At 60.7% G+C, this 19,069-nt stretch carries 15 protein-coding genes and 2 pseudogenes; 7 read left to right on the top strand and 10 right to left on the bottom strand.

Annotated features, from left to right (window positions below):
- Nucleotides 1-118: 118 nt before the first annotated feature.
- Nucleotides 119-445 (bottom strand): GYD domain-containing protein, encoded by a 327-nt coding sequence (locus RGR602_RS10920; RefSeq protein WP_039845117.1) that lies wholly within the window; start codon nt 443-445, stop codon nt 119-121.
- A 269-nt stretch (nt 446-714) separates the two neighbouring features.
- Nucleotides 715-1,782 carry an IS110 family RNA-guided transposase gene (locus RGR602_RS10925; protein WP_039846797.1) on the bottom strand — a complete coding sequence of 356 codons (1,068 nt, stop codon included), beginning with the start codon at nt 1,780-1,782 and terminating at the stop codon, nt 715-717.
- 526 nt (nt 1,783-2,308) lie between these two features.
- Here RGR602_RS10925 and RGR602_RS10930 point away from each other — a divergent pair.
- Nucleotides 2,309-4,312, top strand: coding sequence for an ABC transporter ATP-binding protein/permease (locus RGR602_RS10930; RefSeq protein ID WP_039846798.1), 2,004 nt, complete (start codon nt 2,309-2,311; stop codon nt 4,310-4,312).
- A 178-nt stretch (nt 4,313-4,490) separates the two neighbouring features.
- On the opposite strand, the gene RGR602_RS10935 is transcribed toward RGR602_RS10930, so the two are convergent.
- The 4 genes from RGR602_RS10935 to RGR602_RS10950 form a co-directional block, all read right to left on the bottom strand.
- Nucleotides 4,491-5,663 (bottom strand): DUF1501 domain-containing protein, encoded by a 1,173-nt coding sequence (locus RGR602_RS10935; RefSeq protein WP_039845118.1) that lies wholly within the window; start codon nt 5,661-5,663, stop codon nt 4,491-4,493.
- Between the two features lie 9 nt (nt 5,664-5,672).
- Complete coding sequence (locus tag RGR602_RS10940; RefSeq protein WP_039845119.1) at nt 5,673-7,196, bottom strand: DUF1800 domain-containing protein; 1,524 nt, start codon at nt 7,194-7,196, stop codon at nt 5,673-5,675.
- Between the two features lie 109 nt (nt 7,197-7,305).
- Nucleotides 7,306-7,659 (bottom strand): DMT family protein, encoded by a 354-nt coding sequence (locus RGR602_RS10945; RefSeq protein WP_039845120.1) that lies wholly within the window; start codon nt 7,657-7,659, stop codon nt 7,306-7,308.
- A gap of 142 nt (nt 7,660-7,801) precedes the next feature.
- The gene (locus RGR602_RS10950; RefSeq protein ID WP_039846799.1) at nt 7,802-8,185 is read right to left on the bottom strand and encodes a YciI family protein; all 384 of its coding nucleotides are present in this window, start codon (nt 8,183-8,185) and stop codon (nt 7,802-7,804) included.
- A gap of 370 nt (nt 8,186-8,555) precedes the next feature.
- Here RGR602_RS10950 and RGR602_RS38235 point away from each other — a divergent pair.
- A pseudogene (locus tag RGR602_RS38235) lies at nt 8,556-8,723 on the top strand (FAD binding domain-containing protein); the annotation flags it as partial.
- Nucleotides 8,724-8,883: 160 nt separating this feature from the next.
- Here RGR602_RS38235 and RGR602_RS10960 read toward each other — a convergent pair.
- Nucleotides 8,884-9,543 carry a dihydrofolate reductase family protein gene (locus RGR602_RS10960; protein ID WP_039845122.1) on the bottom strand — a complete coding sequence of 220 codons (660 nt, stop codon included), beginning with the start codon at nt 9,541-9,543 and terminating at the stop codon, nt 8,884-8,886.
- A gap of 221 nt (nt 9,544-9,764) precedes the next feature.
- Here RGR602_RS10960 and uvrB point away from each other — a divergent pair, with 221 nt between their 5' ends.
- The gene (gene uvrB, locus RGR602_RS10965) at nt 9,765-12,839 is read left to right on the top strand and encodes an excinuclease ABC subunit UvrB (RefSeq protein WP_039845123.1); all 3,075 of its coding nucleotides are present in this window, start codon (nt 9,765-9,767) and stop codon (nt 12,837-12,839) included.
- A gap of 283 nt (nt 12,840-13,122) precedes the next feature.
- On the opposite strand, the gene RGR602_RS10970 is transcribed toward uvrB, so the two are convergent.
- Nucleotides 13,123-13,728 carry a J domain-containing protein gene (locus tag RGR602_RS10970; protein ID WP_028739613.1) on the bottom strand — a complete coding sequence of 202 codons (606 nt, stop codon included), beginning with the start codon at nt 13,726-13,728 and terminating at the stop codon, nt 13,123-13,125.
- Between the two features lie 786 nt (nt 13,729-14,514).
- On the opposite strand from RGR602_RS10970, the gene RGR602_RS10975 reads away from it, so the two are divergent.
- Nucleotides 14,515-14,727 carry a cold-shock protein gene (locus tag RGR602_RS10975; RefSeq protein WP_018900054.1) on the top strand — a complete coding sequence of 71 codons (213 nt, stop codon included), beginning with the start codon at nt 14,515-14,517 and terminating at the stop codon, nt 14,725-14,727.
- Nucleotides 14,728-14,791: 64 nt separating this feature from the next.
- Here the strand turns inward: RGR602_RS10975 and dusA are convergent, their stop codons facing one another.
- Nucleotides 14,792-15,832: a tRNA dihydrouridine(20/20a) synthase DusA gene (gene dusA, locus RGR602_RS10980; RefSeq protein ID WP_039845124.1), complete on the bottom strand. Its 1,041-nt coding sequence runs from the start codon at nt 15,830-15,832 to the stop codon at nt 14,792-14,794.
- Between the two features lie 616 nt (nt 15,833-16,448).
- Between dusA and RGR602_RS10985 the strand changes: the two genes are divergently transcribed.
- The 3 genes and pseudogenes from RGR602_RS10985 to RGR602_RS10990 all read left to right on the top strand — a co-directional run bounded on the left by RGR602_RS10985 (nt 16,449) and on the right by RGR602_RS10990 (nt 17,938).
- Nucleotides 16,449-16,808 (top strand): VOC family protein, encoded by a 360-nt coding sequence (locus tag RGR602_RS10985; RefSeq protein ID WP_039845125.1) that lies wholly within the window; start codon nt 16,449-16,451, stop codon nt 16,806-16,808.
- A gap of 19 nt (nt 16,809-16,827) precedes the next feature.
- Nucleotides 16,828-16,971 (top strand): hypothetical protein, encoded by a 144-nt coding sequence (locus RGR602_RS37080; protein WP_166677456.1) that lies wholly within the window; start codon nt 16,828-16,830, stop codon nt 16,969-16,971.
- 286 nt (nt 16,972-17,257) lie between these two features.
- Nucleotides 17,258-17,938 (top strand): annotated as a pseudogene (locus RGR602_RS10990) (molybdate ABC transporter substrate-binding protein).
- Nucleotides 17,939-18,448: 510 nt separating this feature from the next.
- On the opposite strand, the gene RGR602_RS11000 reads toward RGR602_RS10990, so the two are convergent.
- Entirely contained in the window at nt 18,449-18,958 is a 510-nt protein-coding gene (locus tag RGR602_RS11000) for a Pycsar system effector family protein (RefSeq protein WP_210263586.1), read from the bottom strand.
- Nucleotides 18,959-19,069 lie beyond the last annotated feature (111 nt).

Genomic DNA, 19,069 nt, shown 5'->3' on the forward strand with positions numbered 1-19,069 from the left:
CTGCTTCCGGCGGCCCATTGCGGACCCTTAATGCCTCAGGCGCGATTCACAGAGAGATTGCGCCGGGGACGAGCGAAACACTCGTCTTCAACATGGATGGGAAGCATTGGGCCGCCGCCTACGTTGCCGGTGGACGATATCGAATCGATTTTGCCTTTTCCAACGCTTCGATCGTATCCTCGACGCTGAGGAGGACAGTGGTCTCAATAGAGCTGAGCGCGCCTCCTGCGCCGATGGCAAGTGCGACCGCCGCCATCGATACGTTATCCGGCGCCTCCCACAGGTTCCAACCATCATGCTCGCCAAAGGCGTACCAGAACCCATGGAGCTTTCCGCCCACGGATTCGATATAAGTACGTGCCGCCTCTCGACGATCCTCGGGGTTTTCGATCATGCGCACCCACGTCTCGGGCGTGTAGCTGAAGCGCGTGAGATACATGGCCATGGTTTACCTCCAATGAAAGAACACAAGGGGCAAAACGCCTTTAACTGGCGGCTTTTCCTTGGGTTCGGTTATGGTTTGATCAGCGTTTTTGCCGATCGGCTAAAACTCTTCCTTTCGCTGGACAGGTTGTTGCCGTCCTGCGGTTCTCGAACCAATCTCCAATGCGTGACCTGATGCGTTAGCTTCGGTCACAGAGTGACGTTCGGCTCCCGGTTTCCCATTCTCCTCAAGGAGCGCAACCCGGACCTGCCGGACTCGCTAGTAGACCATCAGGACAACCGGGATATCGTCGACGCGCCTTCCGTGTTGCTTTCGCCGCGCCGCTCGTAAGCGCGCTGGTCACGCAGGATGTGGAAGGCGATCGTCAAAAGCTTGCGCGCGATCGCAACGCGCGCCTTGTTCACTCCTCTGATCTTCAGATGCTCGTATTGGGCGCGAAGCTGTGCATCGCTGGCAATGGCCGGAGCCACCGCCTCGACGAAAGCCCAGCGCAGCCACTTGTTGCCCTGCTTGATGATCTTGCCGTGAAAGGTCTTGCCGCCGGAGGAATAGGTCGACGGCACCAGTCCGGCATAGGCGGCAAGCTTCTTCGGATTGCGGAATCGACCGACATCATCGTTCTCCGCATCGATCAGCCGGGCGAAGAACTCGCCGATGCCGGGGATCGTCTTCAACAGCTTCACATTGCCATTAACCTTGGTCATTGCCCGGATCGTCGCCTCCGACTGCTTGATCCGCACATCGATGTCGCCGATGAAGTCGAGACCGCGGTCAATCTGGATGCGGTCGATCTCCGAGACCTTGACCTGCGCCAGTTGGAGGCGGCCGGCCTTGCCGAACAGGTCGCCGAGCTTCTTCAGCTGCGCCGTCTGCTCCGGATAGCGATCAAACACCGTGACGATGCGGTTCTTTGTCATCGTCCGCAGCCGCACGTAAAACATCCGCTCACGAAGGGCGATGCGCAGCTCGCGGGCTCGCTCTCCAGGTGCCCAGGCCTCCGGCACCAGGTCGGCTCTGAGCAGGTGCGCCAGCACCGTCGCATCGATCTTGTCAGTCTTGATCTTGGCATCGGCGATCGCCTTGACCTTCCACGGATGGGCGAGGACGACATCATCACAAATGTCGTCGAGCCAGTCGTAGATCACCATCCAGTTGCGCGTCGCCTCGACAACCGCATGCGAGTTGTCGCGATAGCGTTCGAGAAAGCCGCCAAGCGACTGGCGGTCGTTCTTCACCCGGCCGGATCTGAGCGTCTTGCCGCTGCTGTCCTGCACCACCAGGTGGCTGTAGGATTTGTGATAGTCGACGCCGATATGGTAATCATAAGAGGCAGTCATGCTTCCAACTCCCTTGTTGAGATGTATGAAACCCCAATAAGGTAAGCCGAAAGGCTGGAAGCGTGACTGTCCCTCGATCATCACCTGCATCTCAGTGATCCGTTCTATCGGTGGAGGCGGCCTCTTTCATGTCACCTCCTCCGTCAGAACTACAGTTAACGCTCAAGCCGGGGAGAACGCCAGTCATTTCCAATGTGCGGAACAGGCCTCCTTGCGGCACAAGGCCAGTCTTGATATCGCCCGTCGCTTCGCAACGGTCGTGCTGGAAGACCTCGCCACGCCAATGCGGTTTGCGCCCACGCCGACCACAACGCTGCGATCAACATCCTGCGTCGGAACACGGCGTCTATGATCGTGGAGGAAGGCGAGCCGCTCTTCATTGAAGCGATAACCGTCGGCGGAGCTTCGCGCCCCTTCGGAAATCCCCTCAAGCGGGGGAAGATGTTAAGTTCTCGACAAGCCCTCTGATGCCATGTTCGACATTGGCATCATGAAACCTTTTGATTTTTACGCCGTTGTCGTGCGTATGACCGACGCTAAATTCAATCCGAAATCGGTCGACGGCACCAACACGCACGGTGCCGAGACGTCGCACCAAGAGAAGGTATCGACTGTCGAGGTCGCGCCGCCCCCAAATGTCATCGAACCCGATAAAGAGTTGACGCCTGAGGAGGCCGAGCAGGCGCGCAAGAGATATTTGCTAAAGCGTTTCTGGATCAGCGCGCGCGGTTACTGGGGCCGCGGCGGCGACAGGCTCGCTTGGCCGTGCTCAATCGGACTATTGACCCTGATCGGCATCAATGTCGGCTTCCAGTATGGAATCAATGTCTGGAACCGCGCAATTTTTGACGCCATCGAGCAACACAATGCCCGCACCGTATACTTTCTGAGCGCCGTATTCCTGCCATTGGTGCTTGGAACCGTCGTCCTTGTCGTTGCACAAGTCGCCCTTCGTATGATGATTCAGCGCCGCTGGCGTTGCTGGCTCACAACAACAGTCATCGCGCGCTGGCTCGCAAACGGCCGTTACTATCAGTTGAACCTCATCGGCGGCGACCACAAAAACCCCGAAGCGCGCGTTGCGGAAGATTTGCGGATTGCCACCGAATCACCCGTCGATTTCATCGCGGGTGTCATTTCCGCATTTCTGTCTGCCTCGACCTTCATCGTGGTGCTTTGGACCATCGGCGGAGCCCTCAGTCTGACAATCGCAGGTTCGACCGTCACTGTTCCTGGCTTCCTCGTCATCACCGCGGTCCTCTATGCCGCGATCACATCGAGCTCGATGGCGGTCATCGGCCGCCATTTCGTCCACGTCTCTGAGGTCAAAAATCAGGCGGAAGCCGAATTTCGCTACACGCTGACGCATGTACGGGAGAACGGCGAGAGTATCGCCTTGCTCGGCGGTGAAGAGGAGGAGCGTAACGACGTCGAGAAGACGTTCGCCAAGGTACTCAGGCAATGGGCGCTCCTTGCGCGCCAACACATGCGCACGGCGCTTGTGTCGCAGGGGTCGAGCTTGTTTGCACCAGTCGTGCCGGTTTTGCTTTGCGCTCCAAAGTTTCTCGAAGGCAGCATGACCCTCGGACAGGTGATGCAGGCTGCCTCTGCCTTCGCCATCGTTCAAAGCGCGTTCGGATGGCTGGTCGACAACTACCCCCGTCTTGCCGATTGGAACGCCTGTGCACGCCGCATCGCTTCGCTGATGATGTCGCTCGACGGGCTCGAGCGCGCCGAACAGAGCAACGCTTTGGGACGCATCAAGCGCGGTAAAACTGAAGGCGATACGATGCTCAGCCTAAACGATCTCTCCGTTTCGCTTGACGACGGCACCGCCGTGGTCAAGGAAACCCAGGTCGCGATCGAACCAGGCGAGCGGGTGCTCGTAGCCGGAGAATCCGGTTCAGGCAAGAGCACGCTGGTGCGGGCCATCGCAGGTCTTTGGCCGTGGGGTGACGGCAGCGTCAATTTCCACGCCGACAGACGACTGTTCATGTTACCGCAACGGCCCTATATCCCTTCCGGGACGCTTCGCCGTGCAGTCGCCTATCCCCGCGCCGCCGATAGCTGGACGCTGGATGTGATCAAGGCGGCCCTCAAGAAGGTGGGACTCGATTATCTGAACGACAAGATCGAGGACGACGCGCCATGGGATCAGACGTTGTCGGGTGGCGAAAAGCAGCGGCTCGCCTTTGCGCGTCTCCTGCTACACACGCCCGATATCATCGTGTTGGATGAAGCAACGTCAGCACTCGATGAGAAGAGTCAGGACAAGATGATGGAGATGTTGATTTATGAATTGCCGAAGGTCACCATCATAAGCGTAGCGCATCGAGCTGAGCTGGAAGCCTTCCATAGCCGCAAGATCACATTGGAGCGGCGCGAGGGCGGCGCAAAGCTTGTCAGTGATATTGATCTTGTCCAGCGCAAGAGAAAACGGAACTTGCTGTTGCGCCTTTTGGAGAACCGGCGCTCACAGAAAGGGCGCGCGACCTCGAGTAATGCGGCGCTACCCCAGAATAGAAATTGACGTCCGCCTTCCTCTGTTGGCAAAGAGAGCCTTCCTGCGCTCAATGCCGGGGCGGGCTGGATGCCGGTGACAGGCACAGGCATGATGGAAGGCAATTGGCATACCTCCGTGGGCATCGATTGCAGCAACAAACCCCGGCAGGGGCTAACGACCCTAGCAACCTAACGCCCGGCCTTCATCACACCTTCAAAAACTGCGAGCCCTTGTCGAAGCTCAATCCGGGGAAAATCTTGCCCGTCAGGTCCCCGGCCGTCACGTCGAACTGCCGGTAGAGCATCGCGGCGGCAATCTCGCGCACGTCGGCCGTCGGCATCAGATCGCGGTCGTCGAGCAGTTGGCCGGCGCCAATGCCGGGCCATTTACCGAGAATGCGTCCGCCATGGATCGCCCCGCCCGCCAGCACCGCGCAGCCGCCGGTGCCGTGGTCGGTGCCGCCGGAGCCGTTCTGACGCACGGTGCGGCCAAATTCCGTCATCGCCAGCACCACGGTCTTCGACCAAACCTCCAGACCGAGCGTCACCTTCAGTGTATTGATCGCCTGTGCCAGATCCTGCACCGGCCGTTTGAACTGCCCAGTCTGGGCGACATGCGTATCCCAGCCGGTGATCGAGAAGCTCGCGATGCGGTAGTCGCCCTTCAGCATATTGCCGGCGAGCGTCGCGACGTCGGCGATCTTCTCGCCGCGCTTGCCGTCCGGCTCGGTGATCATCGCCGCATTGTTCGCGCGCGTCGCCTCTTCCATCGCCTTGGCAAAGGCCGGATCGCCGGCATAGAGCCGCATCAGGAACTGCATCTCGTCCTTCGCCGTTCCGAGATTGGAATCCGAGGCCCAGACATCGACATTGTTCGGGCCCGAAAGGATCAGCTCCGTCGAGGTATTCACGTCGATCGCCTTGCGGGCCTGCGAGCGCGGGATCACCGAAAGCGTCCGGTTCAGCCAGCCGGTCTTCTCCGCCGCCACATGTTCGCCGCCCGATTCCAGCATGTCCTGCCCGTCGAAATGGCTGCGCTGGTCGCGATAGGGCGTCGAAACCGCATGCACGAAGGCAAGCTCTCTTCCCTTCCACAGCGACATCAGGTCGGCCGCCGCCGGATTGAGCCCGAAATGCCCGTCGAGGTCGAGGAGCCCCTTCTCCGGCGTCAGCGCCAACGTCGGCCTCAGCGCCGCAAAAGCTGCCTCGCCGTAGGGCTGCACGAGGTCGAGGCCGTCCATCGCGCCGCGCAGCACGATGGTCACGAAGCGGTTGTCGCCGGGCATGGCGGCGAAGGTGACCGGCGTGAAGATCGGAGCGGCGGCAAGGCAACAGGCGGAAGCGAGAAAGCCGCGGCGGGAAAGCGTAATCTCGGTCATGACCAGCTCCTATCGGCGGTTGAATTCGGGGGAAGCAAGAACCAGCGTCAGGCCGCTGATCTTGCTCGGCGCCTGCGAAACCACGCGGATCGTCTCGTCGCGCGCCGCATCGGCAAGCGTCGACCTTAGGAATTCGCGCGGATCCTCGTCCTTGCCGAACCGGGCGGAAGCGCGCCGCGCCCAGGCGAGCCGCTCGGCAAGCTGGCTCGCCGTTATCCAGGCGGAGAAATTCTCCTCGAAGCCTGCGGGGCTCGGCGGCAGCCAGGTCGGCTGGCCCATACGGCGAAGCGCACCCAGCCCCAGCCCCCGCGCTGTCTGGAAAGCCTTGCGCCGCTTGGAGTTGGCTTCATTGGCAGGATCGGGCGCCATTGCGCCCCCATCGCCGCCCATGGCATTGTCCTGTCCCGCCATATCCTTCGACGGCGCCATCACATCGTCGTCGTCTTCCTGATCGGCCTTCATGAAATCGCCAGCAATACCGTTGTCGCTGCCGGCGTTCAGTGCCCTCAAGCCCGTCACTACATAGTCGAACGGCTGGCGCGCCTTCGCGCCCTCGTCGCGCCACGCTGCGGGATGGTCGAGCATTGCGCCATAAACCGCCGTCAGGTCGCCGTCCGTCCCTTTCCAGACATCCGCCATCGCCGTCACCATCTCCTCCGGCGGCTGATCCGAGATGAAGTGAGCCGCGAGCTTGCCGCTGATATGCTGCGCCGTCTTCGGATGGACAGCGAGATCGTCGAGGAGCGCCAGATAGTCTTTCCGCGACCGTTTCGCGCCGCCATAGCTGACACCAAGAACCGTATGTCTGCCGGGCTCCGAAATGCCGGGACGGAAAACTGCGTCCATCTCCTCGCGATCGATCGTCAGCCCGGTCAGCACCATTGCACCGGCGCGCACGTCGGCCTGCGTGTAGCCACTGCCCGCACCCAGCGTATGCAGTTCCAGCAGTTCGCGGCCGAGATTCTCGTTGAGACCCTTCTTCTGCTTCATGCCGCGGGACGATTCCGGCCCCTGCGATTGCGCCTGATCGAGATAGATGAGCATCGCCGGATGCTCCGTCGCGACCCGCAGCAGGTCGCGGAACGATCCGCCGATATTGGGCCGGATCGCCTCCGCCTCGTAAAGCGGCACGATCATCCGCATCGGCAGGCTTTTGTTCGCGCTCGTCGAGAAATGGTTGGTCCAGAAGGTCGCAAGCCGCTCGTAGAATCCGTTCGGCGAAAGCACGGCCTGCATCAGCCGCGCGTAGGCGTCACGCTGGAACCCCTGCTGCACCTGCTTCTGGATCGCTTTGCGCCTTTTCCGGCGCACCTCATCGTCGCTACCGCTCTGGCGCAGTTCCCGGAGCCGGTCCTGCAGATCGACAATCTGCTGATGGCGTCCATCGATGCCGCCGGCCGGAAAGGACGGCGCGCGCAGCGCGGCGTCCTTCACCTGACCAAGCAGCTGGTCCTTGTTTTGCGGCGACGCCTCGCCCGGCCGGAATCCATAACCGAACCGGATGGCTGCCATCGTTTGGAAAGAGAGGCTCATGACCGGTCACCTCCTGATCACTGAATGGTGACAGCCTCCCAACCAAATGCGTCAGCAATTCAGTAATTTCCCGACATGGACTATTTGTAATCCATTGGAAAGGTACCGTTCATGCGCGGAAGATGAAGGAGGCGCCGACGGCGATCAGCGCAAAGCCGATGGCGTGATTCCAGGTCAGGTTTTCGCCAAGCCAGAAAACCGAAAAACCGGAGAAGACCATCAGCGTGATCACCTCCTGCATCGTCTTCAACTGCGCCGTCGTATAGACCGCCGAGCCGATACGGTTCGCTGGCACCGCCAGGCAGTATTCGAAGAAGGCAATCCCCCAACTCGCGACGATGGCAAGGGCGATCGCACTGCCCTTGTGCTTCAGGTGCCCGTACCAGGCAAAGGTCATGAAGATGTTGGAGGCGAAAAGCATGGCAACAGGCCAGATGGCGGCGGGGCTTAGCGAAAAATACATGGGCGAATCCGATGGGAGAAAACTAGCGCCAGCTTGTATCTCCAAATAGCCAGGGCTCAAGGGGCCATGGCGACATGCCGCAGCCTTCACCACCGAAGACGCCGGTATAGCGCTGCGAATGCCACCGCCTTCAGCTCGGGTGCTAAACTTCGTCCCGCGATGCCAGTGGCGCACCAGGGAGATAAAGCGAGATCGGCCGGATTTCATAGACTGCGGAGGGATTGGCGCGGCGCAGGTCGCGCGCTGCGGCGACGGCTGCCTCAAGCGTTGGATAATCCACGACGTAAAAGCCGAGCAATTGCTCCTTGGTTTCAGCAAATGGGCCGTCGGTGATCATGCCGGCACCCGTCCCCCGCAAGGTCACGGCGCGCCCTGTCGGGCCGAGCCGCGCAGCCGGTCCCAGATGCTTCTCCTCGACGAGGCGATCATTGACCTGGAGCAATTCGCTCATCAGCGCCGCATCCTCCTCTTTGGTCCAGGATTCGACCACTTTCTCGTCGTGATAGGCCAGGATGGCGTAAAGCATGGAATGTCCCTCCTTGTGCGTCATTTTCCGCCACTTGAACGTCATCGCACACAATCCTCGCAGTCCAAGCGGATTCGCCTGAAGCCAGAAGCTGAATGCATGCGACGATTACATAGGATTGATATCTGGCGAGCAAGTTCGCCCGATTCAAATACTGCGGTCTCGTGGCGCAAAACCCGTCCCATCGCAATCCACTCAGCAATACATCTTAACGCACTAAAAGGTTGTGATAGCCGTTAGATGTGGATTGGTATGTCTGCTTGAAGGAGAAGACAATGACCGGAGTTTCGGCCGATGCTGTGGTGGGCTTGGCGCGATCCGAAGCGGGCGACGAGTAAGAACGTGCAGCCGAACGTCATCATCATGACCGGCAGCAGAGCAACTGCGGAATATGGCCTCGATGGGCGGCAATCTTCTGCAGCGGGTGCGCTGTCCCTATTTCCGCATGCTCGATGTCGGCTGCAACAAGCGCATGCCCGGCTCGGGCTGCGCCGCCATCGATGGGTTGAATGAAAGGGCTGGGCGAGATTGCATTGGTGGGAACCGCACCGGCGATTGCGAACGCGGTATTCCACGCAACGGGCAAACGCGTGCGGACCCTGCCGATCCACATCGAGGGCGTCCTGACCGCATAAACGGCGACTGTCCCTCCGCGCCGAAGGTGGGACCCCCGCGCCTGTCAAGCGCACCCGTTCGCCTCAGCTCAGGTTCCTGCGGCGCTTAAGCTCCGCCGCGGTCGGCTGTTCGAATTCGAATGAGCCGGTGACGACGTCGCCGTTGCGGACGTATTTGTTGATCGTGACACCGGATCCGGAGACCTTCGATCCGACGAGTTTCAGCGCGCCCGAAACGGCTCCGTCGCCGAACAATCTCTTGCCCTTCCCGAGCACGACCGGAAAGATGAAGACATTGATTTCATCGACCAGGTCGTTTTTGAACAGGGTCTGCAGAAAGTCGGTCGAGCCCTGAGTCAGCAGATCCGGCCCCTCCCCGCTTTTCAGCGTCCTGAGTGCGCCGACTGCGTCGGCCCCGAGCACCCGGCTGTTCTGCCAGCTGAGCTTGAAGTCCGGATTGCGGGTCGCGACATATTTGGTGATGTGGTCGAACAGCGGGCCGATCGGATCGTCGGCCGCGACATAGGGCCAATGCGCGGCGAAAATATCGTAGGTCTTGCGGCCGAGCAGAAGATCGAAGGGCCGGGCGAACATCTCGCCCACGGCCTTTCCCATCGCCTCGTCAAAATAAGGGGCAACCCAGCCGCCATACTTGAAGCCCCCGACGGGATCCTCGTCCGGGCCGCCCGGAGCCTGCATGACGCCGTCGAGACTGACAAATGCACCGGTGATGATCTTCCTCATATCTGCTCTCCTTTTGGCGCCCCTGGCCCATTACATGCCCCAGGTATAGGCCCCGTTACATGCCAAGGACGTGGGGCAGTCGTCCCGTGCCGACAACGGCAGAAAAAAATTGGGCCGGAAAAATTGATCGGCACTATTCACCAAATCCGAACGATTTATTCGTTTCCCTTTTGTACTCTTTGCCTCTTCCCTTTAGCGCTGACTCTCTCCATATTCCGCCCATGGCCAAATCGACGAAGAAATTCCCCGCCCCGAACGGCTTCGAGGAAGCCCCGCAGTCGTCCATTGAAGGCGCTCCATTGGAGGGCTCCGTCGCCGACTGGGTGAAGCAGCTCGAGGCCGATGCCGAGGCGTCGAGCGTCGAGACGCAGCGCGAGATAGCGTCCAAGGCCGGCAAGCACCGCAAGAAGGTGGAGATCGCCGCCTCGAAATCGGCGCGCGGCACCTCGATGGGCGGTTCGACCGATCCGAAGACGCGCGCCGCCGCCGGCCTCAATCCGGTCTCCGGCATGGATACGACACTGGAGGAGGCCTCGCAGCTTTCGGCCGGCACCGCCGTCACGGCCACGGTCGAGGCGCTTTCGGCGCTCATCGAGTCCGGCAATCCACTTCACAAGAACGGCAAGATCTGGACGCCGCACCGCCCGGCCCGGCCGGAGAAATCCGAAGGCGGAATCACCATCCGCATGGCTTCGGACTACCAGCCCGCCGGCGATCAGCCGGCCGCCATCAAGGACCTCGTCGAGGGTCTGGTAAACGGCGATCGCTCGCAGGTGTTGCTCGGCGTCACCGGCTCGGGCAAGACCTTCACCATGGCCAAGGTGATCGAGGCGACACAACGCCCCGCCGTCATCCTGGCGCCCAACAAGACGCTCGCCGCCCAACTCTATTCCGAGTTCAAGAACTTCTTCCCCGACAACGCCGTCGAATATTTCGTCTCCTACTACGACTACTACCAGCCGGAGGCCTACGTCCCGCGCTCCGACACCTATATCGAGAAGGAATCCTCGATCAACGAGCAGATCGACCGCATGCGCCACTCGGCGACGCGCTCGCTGCTGGAGCGCGACGACTGCATCATCGTCGCTTCCGTCTCCTGCATCTACGGTATCGGCTCGGTCGAGACCTACACCGCCATGACTTTCCAGATGTCGGTCGGCGACCGTCTCGACCAGCGCCAGCTGCTCGCCGATCTCGTCGCCCAGCAATACAAGCGCCGCGACATGGATTTCCAGCGCGGCTCGTTCCGGGTCCGCGGCGACACGATCGAGCTCTTCCCGGCGCACCTCGAAGATGCTGCTTGGCGTATAAGCATGTTCGGCGACGAGATCGACGCCATCACCGAGTTCGACCCGCTGACCGGCCAGAAGACCGGCGACCTGAAATCGGTCAAGATCTACGCCAATTCGCACTATGTCACACCACGCCCCACCCTCAACGGCGCCATCAAGGCGATCAAGGAGGAGCTGAGGCTCCGCCTCGCCGAGCTGGAAAAGGCCGGCCGCCTGCTGGAGGCCCAGCGCCTGGAGCAGCGCACCCGCTACGACATCGAGATGCTGGAGGCCACCGGCTCGTGCGCCGGCATCGAGAACTATTCGCGCTACCTGACGGGGCGCGCCCCCGGCGACCCGCCGCCCACCCTCTTCGAGTACATCCCCGACAACGCCTTGCTCTTCATCGACGAGAGCCACGTCACCGTGCCGCAGATAGGGGGCATGTACCGCGGCGACTTCCGCCGCAAGGCGACGCTCGCCGAATACGGCTTCCGCCTGCCGTCCTGCATGGACAACCGCCCGCTGCGCTTCGAGGAATGGGATGCGATGCGCCCGGACACGGTCGCTGTCTCCGCCACGCCGGGCGGCTGGGAGATGGAGCAGGCCGGCGGCGTCTTCGCCGAACAGGTCATCCGCCCGACCGGCCTCATCGACCCGCCGGTGGAAGTCCGCTCCGCCCGCTCCCAGGTCGACGACGTGCTCGGCGAAATCCGCGAGACTGCCGCCAAGGGCTACCGCACCCTCGTCACAGTGCTCACCAAGCGCATGGCCGAGGACCTCACCGAATACCTGCATGAGCAGGGCGTGCGTGTCCGCTACATGCATTCCGACATCGACACGCTTGAGCGCATCGAGATCATCCGCGACCTGCGCCTCGGCGCCTTCGACGTGCTGGTCGGCATCAACCTTTTACGCGAGGGCCTCGATATCCCCGAATGCGGCTTCGTCGCCATCCTCGACGCCGACAAGGAGGGCTTCCTGCGCTCCGAAACCTCGCTGATCCAGACGATCGGCCGCGCCGCGCGCAACGTCGACGGCAAGGTGATCCTCTATGCCGACACCGTCACCGGCTCGATGAAGCGCGCCATGGAGGAAACCAGCCGGCGCCGCGAAAAGCAGGTGCTCTACAACGAGGAACACGGCATCACCCCGGAATCGGTGAAGGCCCGCATTTCCGATATCCTCGATTCGGTCTACGAACGTGACCACGTCCGCGCCGACATCTCCGGCGTCTCCGGCAAGGGTTTTGCCGACGGCGGCAATCTCGTCGGCAACAACTTGGCTGCTCATCTCAACGCGCTGGAAAAACAGATGCGCGACGCTGCCGCCGACCTCGATTTCGAAAAAGCCGCCCGCCTCCGCGACGAAATCAAACGCCTCAAGGCCGCAGAGCTGGCGGTCATGGACGACCCGATGGCCCGCGAGGAGTCTAGGGCGATGGAGGGCGGACGTAAGGATGCTTCGAGGCTCCGGTCTTCGACCTCCGCGCCTCAGCATGGGGATGGAGCAAGCCGTGCCGCAACTGGCGCCAGAAGAAGCCCTCATGGTGAGGAGGCTCAAAGGACCGTTTTGAACCACGAGGGCGGGCGTGGAACCTCCTCCTTCGCCAAACCCAGCCTCGACGACATGGGACCCGGCACCGACACCGCAATACCGCTCTTCCGCAAGCCCGATCTGGATGAAATGGGCCGCGACGTCGCCGAACCCGCGAGGAAGCCCCTTTTCCGCAAAAACACCCTCGACGAAATGACCGTCGGCCGCACCGAAAAACCGGTCGCCGGCAAGCTGCCGATAAAGCCGGATGCCGCAAAGAGCACGAAGCCCTTCTCACCGCGGGAAGAAGGCCAGCCGGAACGCGCCGCCCTGCCCTCCTCTCCGTCATCCTCGGGCTTGACCCGAGGATCCAGCGATGACCCCCGCCCCCTCGTCCGCGGCAAAACGGGCGCCGGCTCCTACGAGGAGCCTGCGGATCAGAAGCGCAAGGGCCGGACGAAGGGCAAGACCGGGCGTCCGGGCCGCTGAACTTCCTCCCATCCCGGACCCGGTGCGGGCTCCAGCCACCGAGAGTCGGCGCAACCTTTTTCTATGCACCCTTCAGCCAAACCACTGATCGATGTGCAGCACCTGGTCGAAATCGTTGTCGATCACGACATGCGAAAGCAGCTTCCGACCGACGGACCATAATGTGCGCATATATCCGTATCCGCATGCCTGCGATGCGCCTGCGAGGATCAATATCCAGAATGGGACGTTAGCGTGGATCCTCGGGTCAAGCCTGAGGATGACCGGCAGCCGTGGAGCGCCCCTACTCCGCAGCCTCCCCCCGCCGCTCCGTCACCGTCACCATCGCCACCATTTCCACCTCGTAGGAATACCCCTCGAGCATCTGATAGGCATGCTCGATCGCCTCGATCTGGCCTTCCGCCTTGCGGATGGCGTCGGTGATCGACTGGCTGCGGGCGCGCAGCATGGAGCCGAGCACGTCGGTTTCCGGGCGACGGCCGAGGCGGTCGATGTGCTGGCGCACGCGGTTGCGGTGGCGCTCGAGCTCCAGGATGTGGAAGCGGTTCTTGACGATGTCGTCGGAGAGTTTTCTGCGCATGGCCGCCACCGCGTCGAAGCTACCGGGCTCGCGCTCGTCGAGGATGACGTCGTTGACGAGCTTTTCCAGCATCAGCACGCCTTCGAGGTCCTTGGGGTCGGCAAGCTGCGGATCGTAGCCGGTGTCGTCGTAGACGCGGCGGCGCACCGGGTCCTTCAAGAGTTCGTAGGCGGTCTGCAACCGGCCGAAATGCTCCGCATCGCCGCCCGAGTCGGGATGCGCGGTCTTGGCGGCCTTTCGCCAGGCGCTTCGGATCGCCTGCTCGCCGGCGTCGCGGTCAAGTCCAAGCAAAATATAGGGATCGATCAAACCGCCCACCTGTCCTTTAGCATTCACCCGTCCCCACTCCCGTGACCTACTCCCTCGGCCCTCCGGCATCAAGCCCGAAGCGCCCGCGCCCGCCATATTCGGGTCCAGTCGGGACGAAATTGTGGAGCGGCATGTGAATTCGCCGGGACGCACGAGCGCTTCGATGAACCGACTTCGGCGGCCATCCCTCATTCCTATGCTTGTCACAGGGATCCAGCAGCGCCATGTCCACGGCGCAGGAGGCTCGTTCAACACGTCAGAGAGTCACTCACGGCGCCGGCACGGCGCCGACGCGCCGTGGTGGGATTGCTCTGAAAAACACAGGGAATGAGGCGCGCGGCAGAGGACGGCGGGTATTGAACCGCAGGGTTCAAGGCGGCGGTCGACATCGCTGCGGAGGACGGTGGCGCGGTCCCGTTCCGGTACGGAATCCGCAAATGACACAGACCGCACTGCGAAAGGTAACATTTCGTCAAGTGTTTGAATCTTTGGCGTTTCCGGGCTTGCGTCAGCGCATGCCACAATATTGCCGCTTGCTTTTTTCCCGAAATGCTGTCACCAATTGCAGCACTCGGGCATTAGCATGCCGGTGACTGGACAGATGTGGTAAAGCCTTCCGTTGCGGAAGGCGGCGCGGGTAACCCCCGCCTGCGTAGACGTTCTTTCCCCGTACGTGACTTCTCCGACTGACCCTTCGTTCCGGTCTAACGGGACGAAAGCTAAAGCCGTCCGCTTCCTCTCGGGGGCGCGGATACCAGACAGACTAAGGGAAAAGGACTATCCCACATGGCCACCAAAGGCGTCGTAAAATTCTTCAACCAGGACAAGGGTTTTGGTTTCATCACTCCTGACGGCGGTGCAAAGGACGTATTCGTCCACATCTCCGCTCTCCAGGCATCCGGCATCCAGTCGCTGCGCGAAGGCCAGCAGGTCACTTTCGACACCGAGCCGGACCGCATGGGCAAGGGCCCGAAGGCCGTCAACATCTCGGCCAACTGATTGTAGTTTCTGCCACGGCAGGAATGAGAACGGCGCCTCCCAGGCGCCGTTTTTGCTTTGGGCCTCAGGCGCTCAGCGCCTCCTTGGCACCGGAAAAATCCACCGCCGCAAACGCGGCCGCAATCACCTCCGGCCCGGCGCCTGCCTTTGCCGCATCGCTCGACAGAATCTGCCGGTAACGCCTTGCGCCCGGGATCCCGGTGAAGAGCCCGACCATATGCCGCGCCACATGCTGCAGCCGCCCGCCGCTTTCGATATGCCGCACGGCATAGGCCATCATGCGGTCGCGCAGCCCGTCCCAGTCCGGCTCGGCCGCCGCAGTGCCGAAGAAGCGGTGGTCGAGATCCGCCAAGATCCCCGCATTCTGATAGGCCGCCCGCCCCAGCATCACGCCATCGACATGCTCCAGATGCGCCGCTGCCTCGTCCAGCGTCTGGATGCCGCCGTTGATACCGATAAAGACCTCCGGCCACCGCTCCTTCATGCGATAGACGATGCCGTAGTCGAGCGGTGGGATCTCGCGGTTCTCCTTCGGGCTCAACCCTTTAAGCCAGGCCTTGCGCGCATGGATCCACACGGCATCGGCACCTGCGTCCAGCACCCGCGCCAACAGTTCCGGCAGTGCCTCTTCCGGCTCCTGCTCGTCCACGCCGATCCGGCATTTTACCGTGACCGGTACCTTGGAGACTGCCTTCATGGCCCTAACGCAATCCGCCACCACCTCCGGGGTCAGCATCAGACAGGCCCCGAAGGTTCCCGATTGCACCCGGTCCGAAGGACAGCCGACATTGAGGTTGATCTCGTCGTAGCCGTAGGGTCCGGCGATCCGCAGCGCCTCGGCAAGTTTCACCGGATCCGATCCGCCGAGCTGCAGCGCTACCGGATGCTCGTCAATATTAAACGACAGCAGCCTCTCCCGCGGCCCGTGAATGATCGCGTCCGCCACAACCATTTCGGTATAGAGCAAGGCGTTCCGGCTGATCTGCCGGTGGAAATACCGACAATGGCGATCGGTCCAGTCAATCATGGGTGCGACCGCGAGCACGCGGCCATTGGAATAGTGGGATTTTCCTTGTGCTGAAGGCCTTCTGGTAAGTTCCGTCATGTCTCGTTCGATCTCGTTTTTTGCCTTTTTCGACCGTTTTTGAGATGCCGATGCTACGGCATAGCACTTGCAGGAGGTTTTGTATCACTGATGGGTATGTATCAGAGCGAACACGAAAAAAGGGACGAAGGCTTATAACGCACAGATTCGGATTAAGCGAGACGGTGCCTCGTGCAAAGCAAAGCCCAGACCTTCAACAGACGGCTTTGGCGTCAAGATAACCCAAGCGGCTAAATCCAAGGTACTTGAACTGCTTCCCGGCGCGATGGCCCTGCGAGCTACACCACTTGGCGGGACACGACCTTGGGAATTGCGATTGCGTAACCAGGAACCTTAAAACTAGAACATCTCCTCGCGAACAGCCGATCCGGGCTGTTACCACGCCGCGTGTATTGGCGAGTTGCGCTGATACAGGGCCGCTTTTTTTAAAGCCGAGCTAACGAATGGTTGCCCGCGTCTGCATTCAAAGCAGCTCGCTTTTTCGGCCGTTCTTTGACACTATACGTCGCGCTTCCTCATTGACTGAAACGGTGCGGCTGCCCGCTTCGCTCCAGGTGTCGCGGCAACCTTGCTGGTCGGTCAGCGTTTCACGTCGAGTTTGGCCCGGAGAAGAACAATGAACCTGCAGAAGATCTACACCGCATTGCTCACCGCAGACCTTGCGGCGGCCGAAGTCTGGTATACGAAGCTGCTTGGTCATGGACCGGATTATCGGCCAATGGACACGCTGGTGCAGTGGGAGCTCTTCGATCAGGGCGGGTTAGCGCTTTCAACCGACGACGAGATCGCCGGCAGGGGCGTGATTTTCCTTATCGTCGATGATGTTGCGGCCGAGCGCCGCAGACTGCAGGGCCTGGGGATCGTGCTCGGGGACGACATTGAGGGCGACTACTCCACCCTGGCGCAGGTGCGTGATCCTGACGGCAACCTGCTCACGCTAGCGACGCCGCCCTCGCGGCCCTACCCGCTTGCATGACCGCAATGAAGGCTGGCTCATGGCGCACGATCTTGCCGGCCGAAAGATCGAGGCTTGCCGGAACGGCGATCTGCTAGTGCCCTCGCTGCTGGCGCGGCACGGACGAAACTCGGAACCCGACGCGGTCGCGATTGCCGTCGATGCCGATGACGAGAAATCATGAAGTTCCAGAGATCATCTGCAACTGCGTTCGGTACTGAATGCTGGGGGGTCGCGGGTCAAGGTTAGATCGAATGCCCCGCCAATGCGGCTAGGGCTCGCCGTTCGCTTTCTTTTGAGCCTGTTTGAGAAACGCATTCCCAGCATGATTCTGGTATGGATTCATTGGGTGTCGGTTTGTTTCGGGGGCCGACACGATGGGCACTGAACATAGATCGGCGGGCGCCGTGGAACGCTGGCTGGATACGCATTGTAAGGAAGATCGTTTCGACCGAATTTCAGGTTAGGCCATGAATCAGGAAATCCGGCTTTTTGGCGCTATTGCGGTCCGACCTGCCGTCCTTGCTCTCATATCCCAGTTCGAAACGGCTACAGGATTCACAGTTGCGGTCAAGTGGGAGCTCAATCCGACGGTAAAGAAGCAGATTGAAACTGGGGAACCTTTTGACCTCGTCATCATCAATCCGAACCTGGTTCAGGATCTGACCGCGTTGGGAAAAATCAAGGCGGGAAGCCAGGTAGCGTTCGGCCGGACAGCAATGGGGGTGGCGGCCAAGGCAGGCAGTCGACCGCTCAACATCGGGTCCGTAGGAGCATTCGAACATGCGCTGAAGAGGGCCAGATCAATCGCCTACGCCAGTGAAGGAACCAGCGGTGGCCACTTCTACGGTTTGCTGGAACGCTTGGGAATAGCGGATGAGGTGAAGCCCAAGCTGGTGGCCGTACCAGGAGGGCAGACAGCGTCGACCGTAGGCCGTGGGGAAGCCGAGCTGGGGGCATTCCCGTGACTTCTATTATTGCAGCCGCACCCGAGGTCATACTTGTCGGGCGGTTTCCGGCAGAACTCCAAAGTTACGTTTGGCATCAGCGTCAATTCAACAGACGCAGACGCTGCCAAGCAGCTGTCGGAATTTCTGATGTCGTCAGCCGTTGATGACATCTTGGTGGCAAAGGGCGTCGAGCGCCGCTAAAAGCTTGATTGAAAACATGGTGGCAGGTCGTGCGGCAGAAACCGGCACGCTGGAAGTAAACGTCGCCGCCTCCCAGGCTCGGCCTTGGAATCATCGGTGCGATCAGCGCCCTTTGTCCATCCGTCAGGTCCGTCGCGTATGGACAAGTCGCGCAGTGCGCGATCACGATCAGGCTGAGTGAACTCTTCAGATGTATGTCCAATGTGAAGACCAGTTCAAGATCTCTCAGGCGACGGGTTTCTATGATGCTCCGGCGAATTGCCAGGGCAGCCTAATTTGATTTTACGGAGAGCCATGGGCTTCCGCCGCCATGTCGCTCCGAGTCTCGTCGATCATCGGCGCAACGGCGAATACGGGCCATTGGGTGCCGCTTGCCATCACAGACATATTGCCGCCTTTTTGCTGTCGCCCCGCTGCTCCTGACCTGAGCATAATGAGCTTAGCTCGCGCGGGACGAGGGCTCATAGCGAAGAATAGGCCCAAGGCCAGCTCGCGCCGCAGCTGCATCGCTTAGGCCGCAATGAGCAGGAGCACATAGGCGATGACGGTCACCATTAGCCCGCGGAAGGCGAAGGTCACGCAGCGGTACTTTCCACGCGCGATGGCCGAGAGAATATCGGCATTGTTCAGGTACTCGTTGAAAAGATAGATCTCGTCCCGCCGCTGCGCGGCATCCCAGAAGCGATGGCGGTGCTTGCCCCAGGAGCCCCAGAACAGGGAGGTCGACTTGTTCACGTGGCGCGGCAGCACTACGAGGATGGCCGATATGATTGAAAAGACCGAGGCCGTGGCAAGCAATACCGAGAAAAGCATGCTTTGCTGATAGCCGTTTACATAGCGTTCCAAGGTAAAGACGCTGCGAACATCGCTTGAGCTCACCAAGAATGCGAGCATAAAAGTAAAAATATACGCGGCTTTCTGGTCAGAAATCTTAATCTGGTCGTAGAATATATCGTTAATTTTCTTTATATGATCAAAATACTCTACGCTGATATCCTCAGTCGAAGGCCCACTCCTCATAAGCTCTGCCGCACTGTCAAAATCCGTCACGTTCTCAACTCCAGCCCAAAAGTGTTTCCGTGATATTACACTTCACAGGCAAAGCAATAGCGCGCGTACAACACAGCTTGA

The organism is Rhizobium gallicum bv. gallicum R602sp, assembly GCF_000816845.1.
In the GTDB taxonomy this organism is placed as follows: Bacteria; Pseudomonadota; Alphaproteobacteria; order Rhizobiales; family Rhizobiaceae; genus Rhizobium; species Rhizobium gallicum.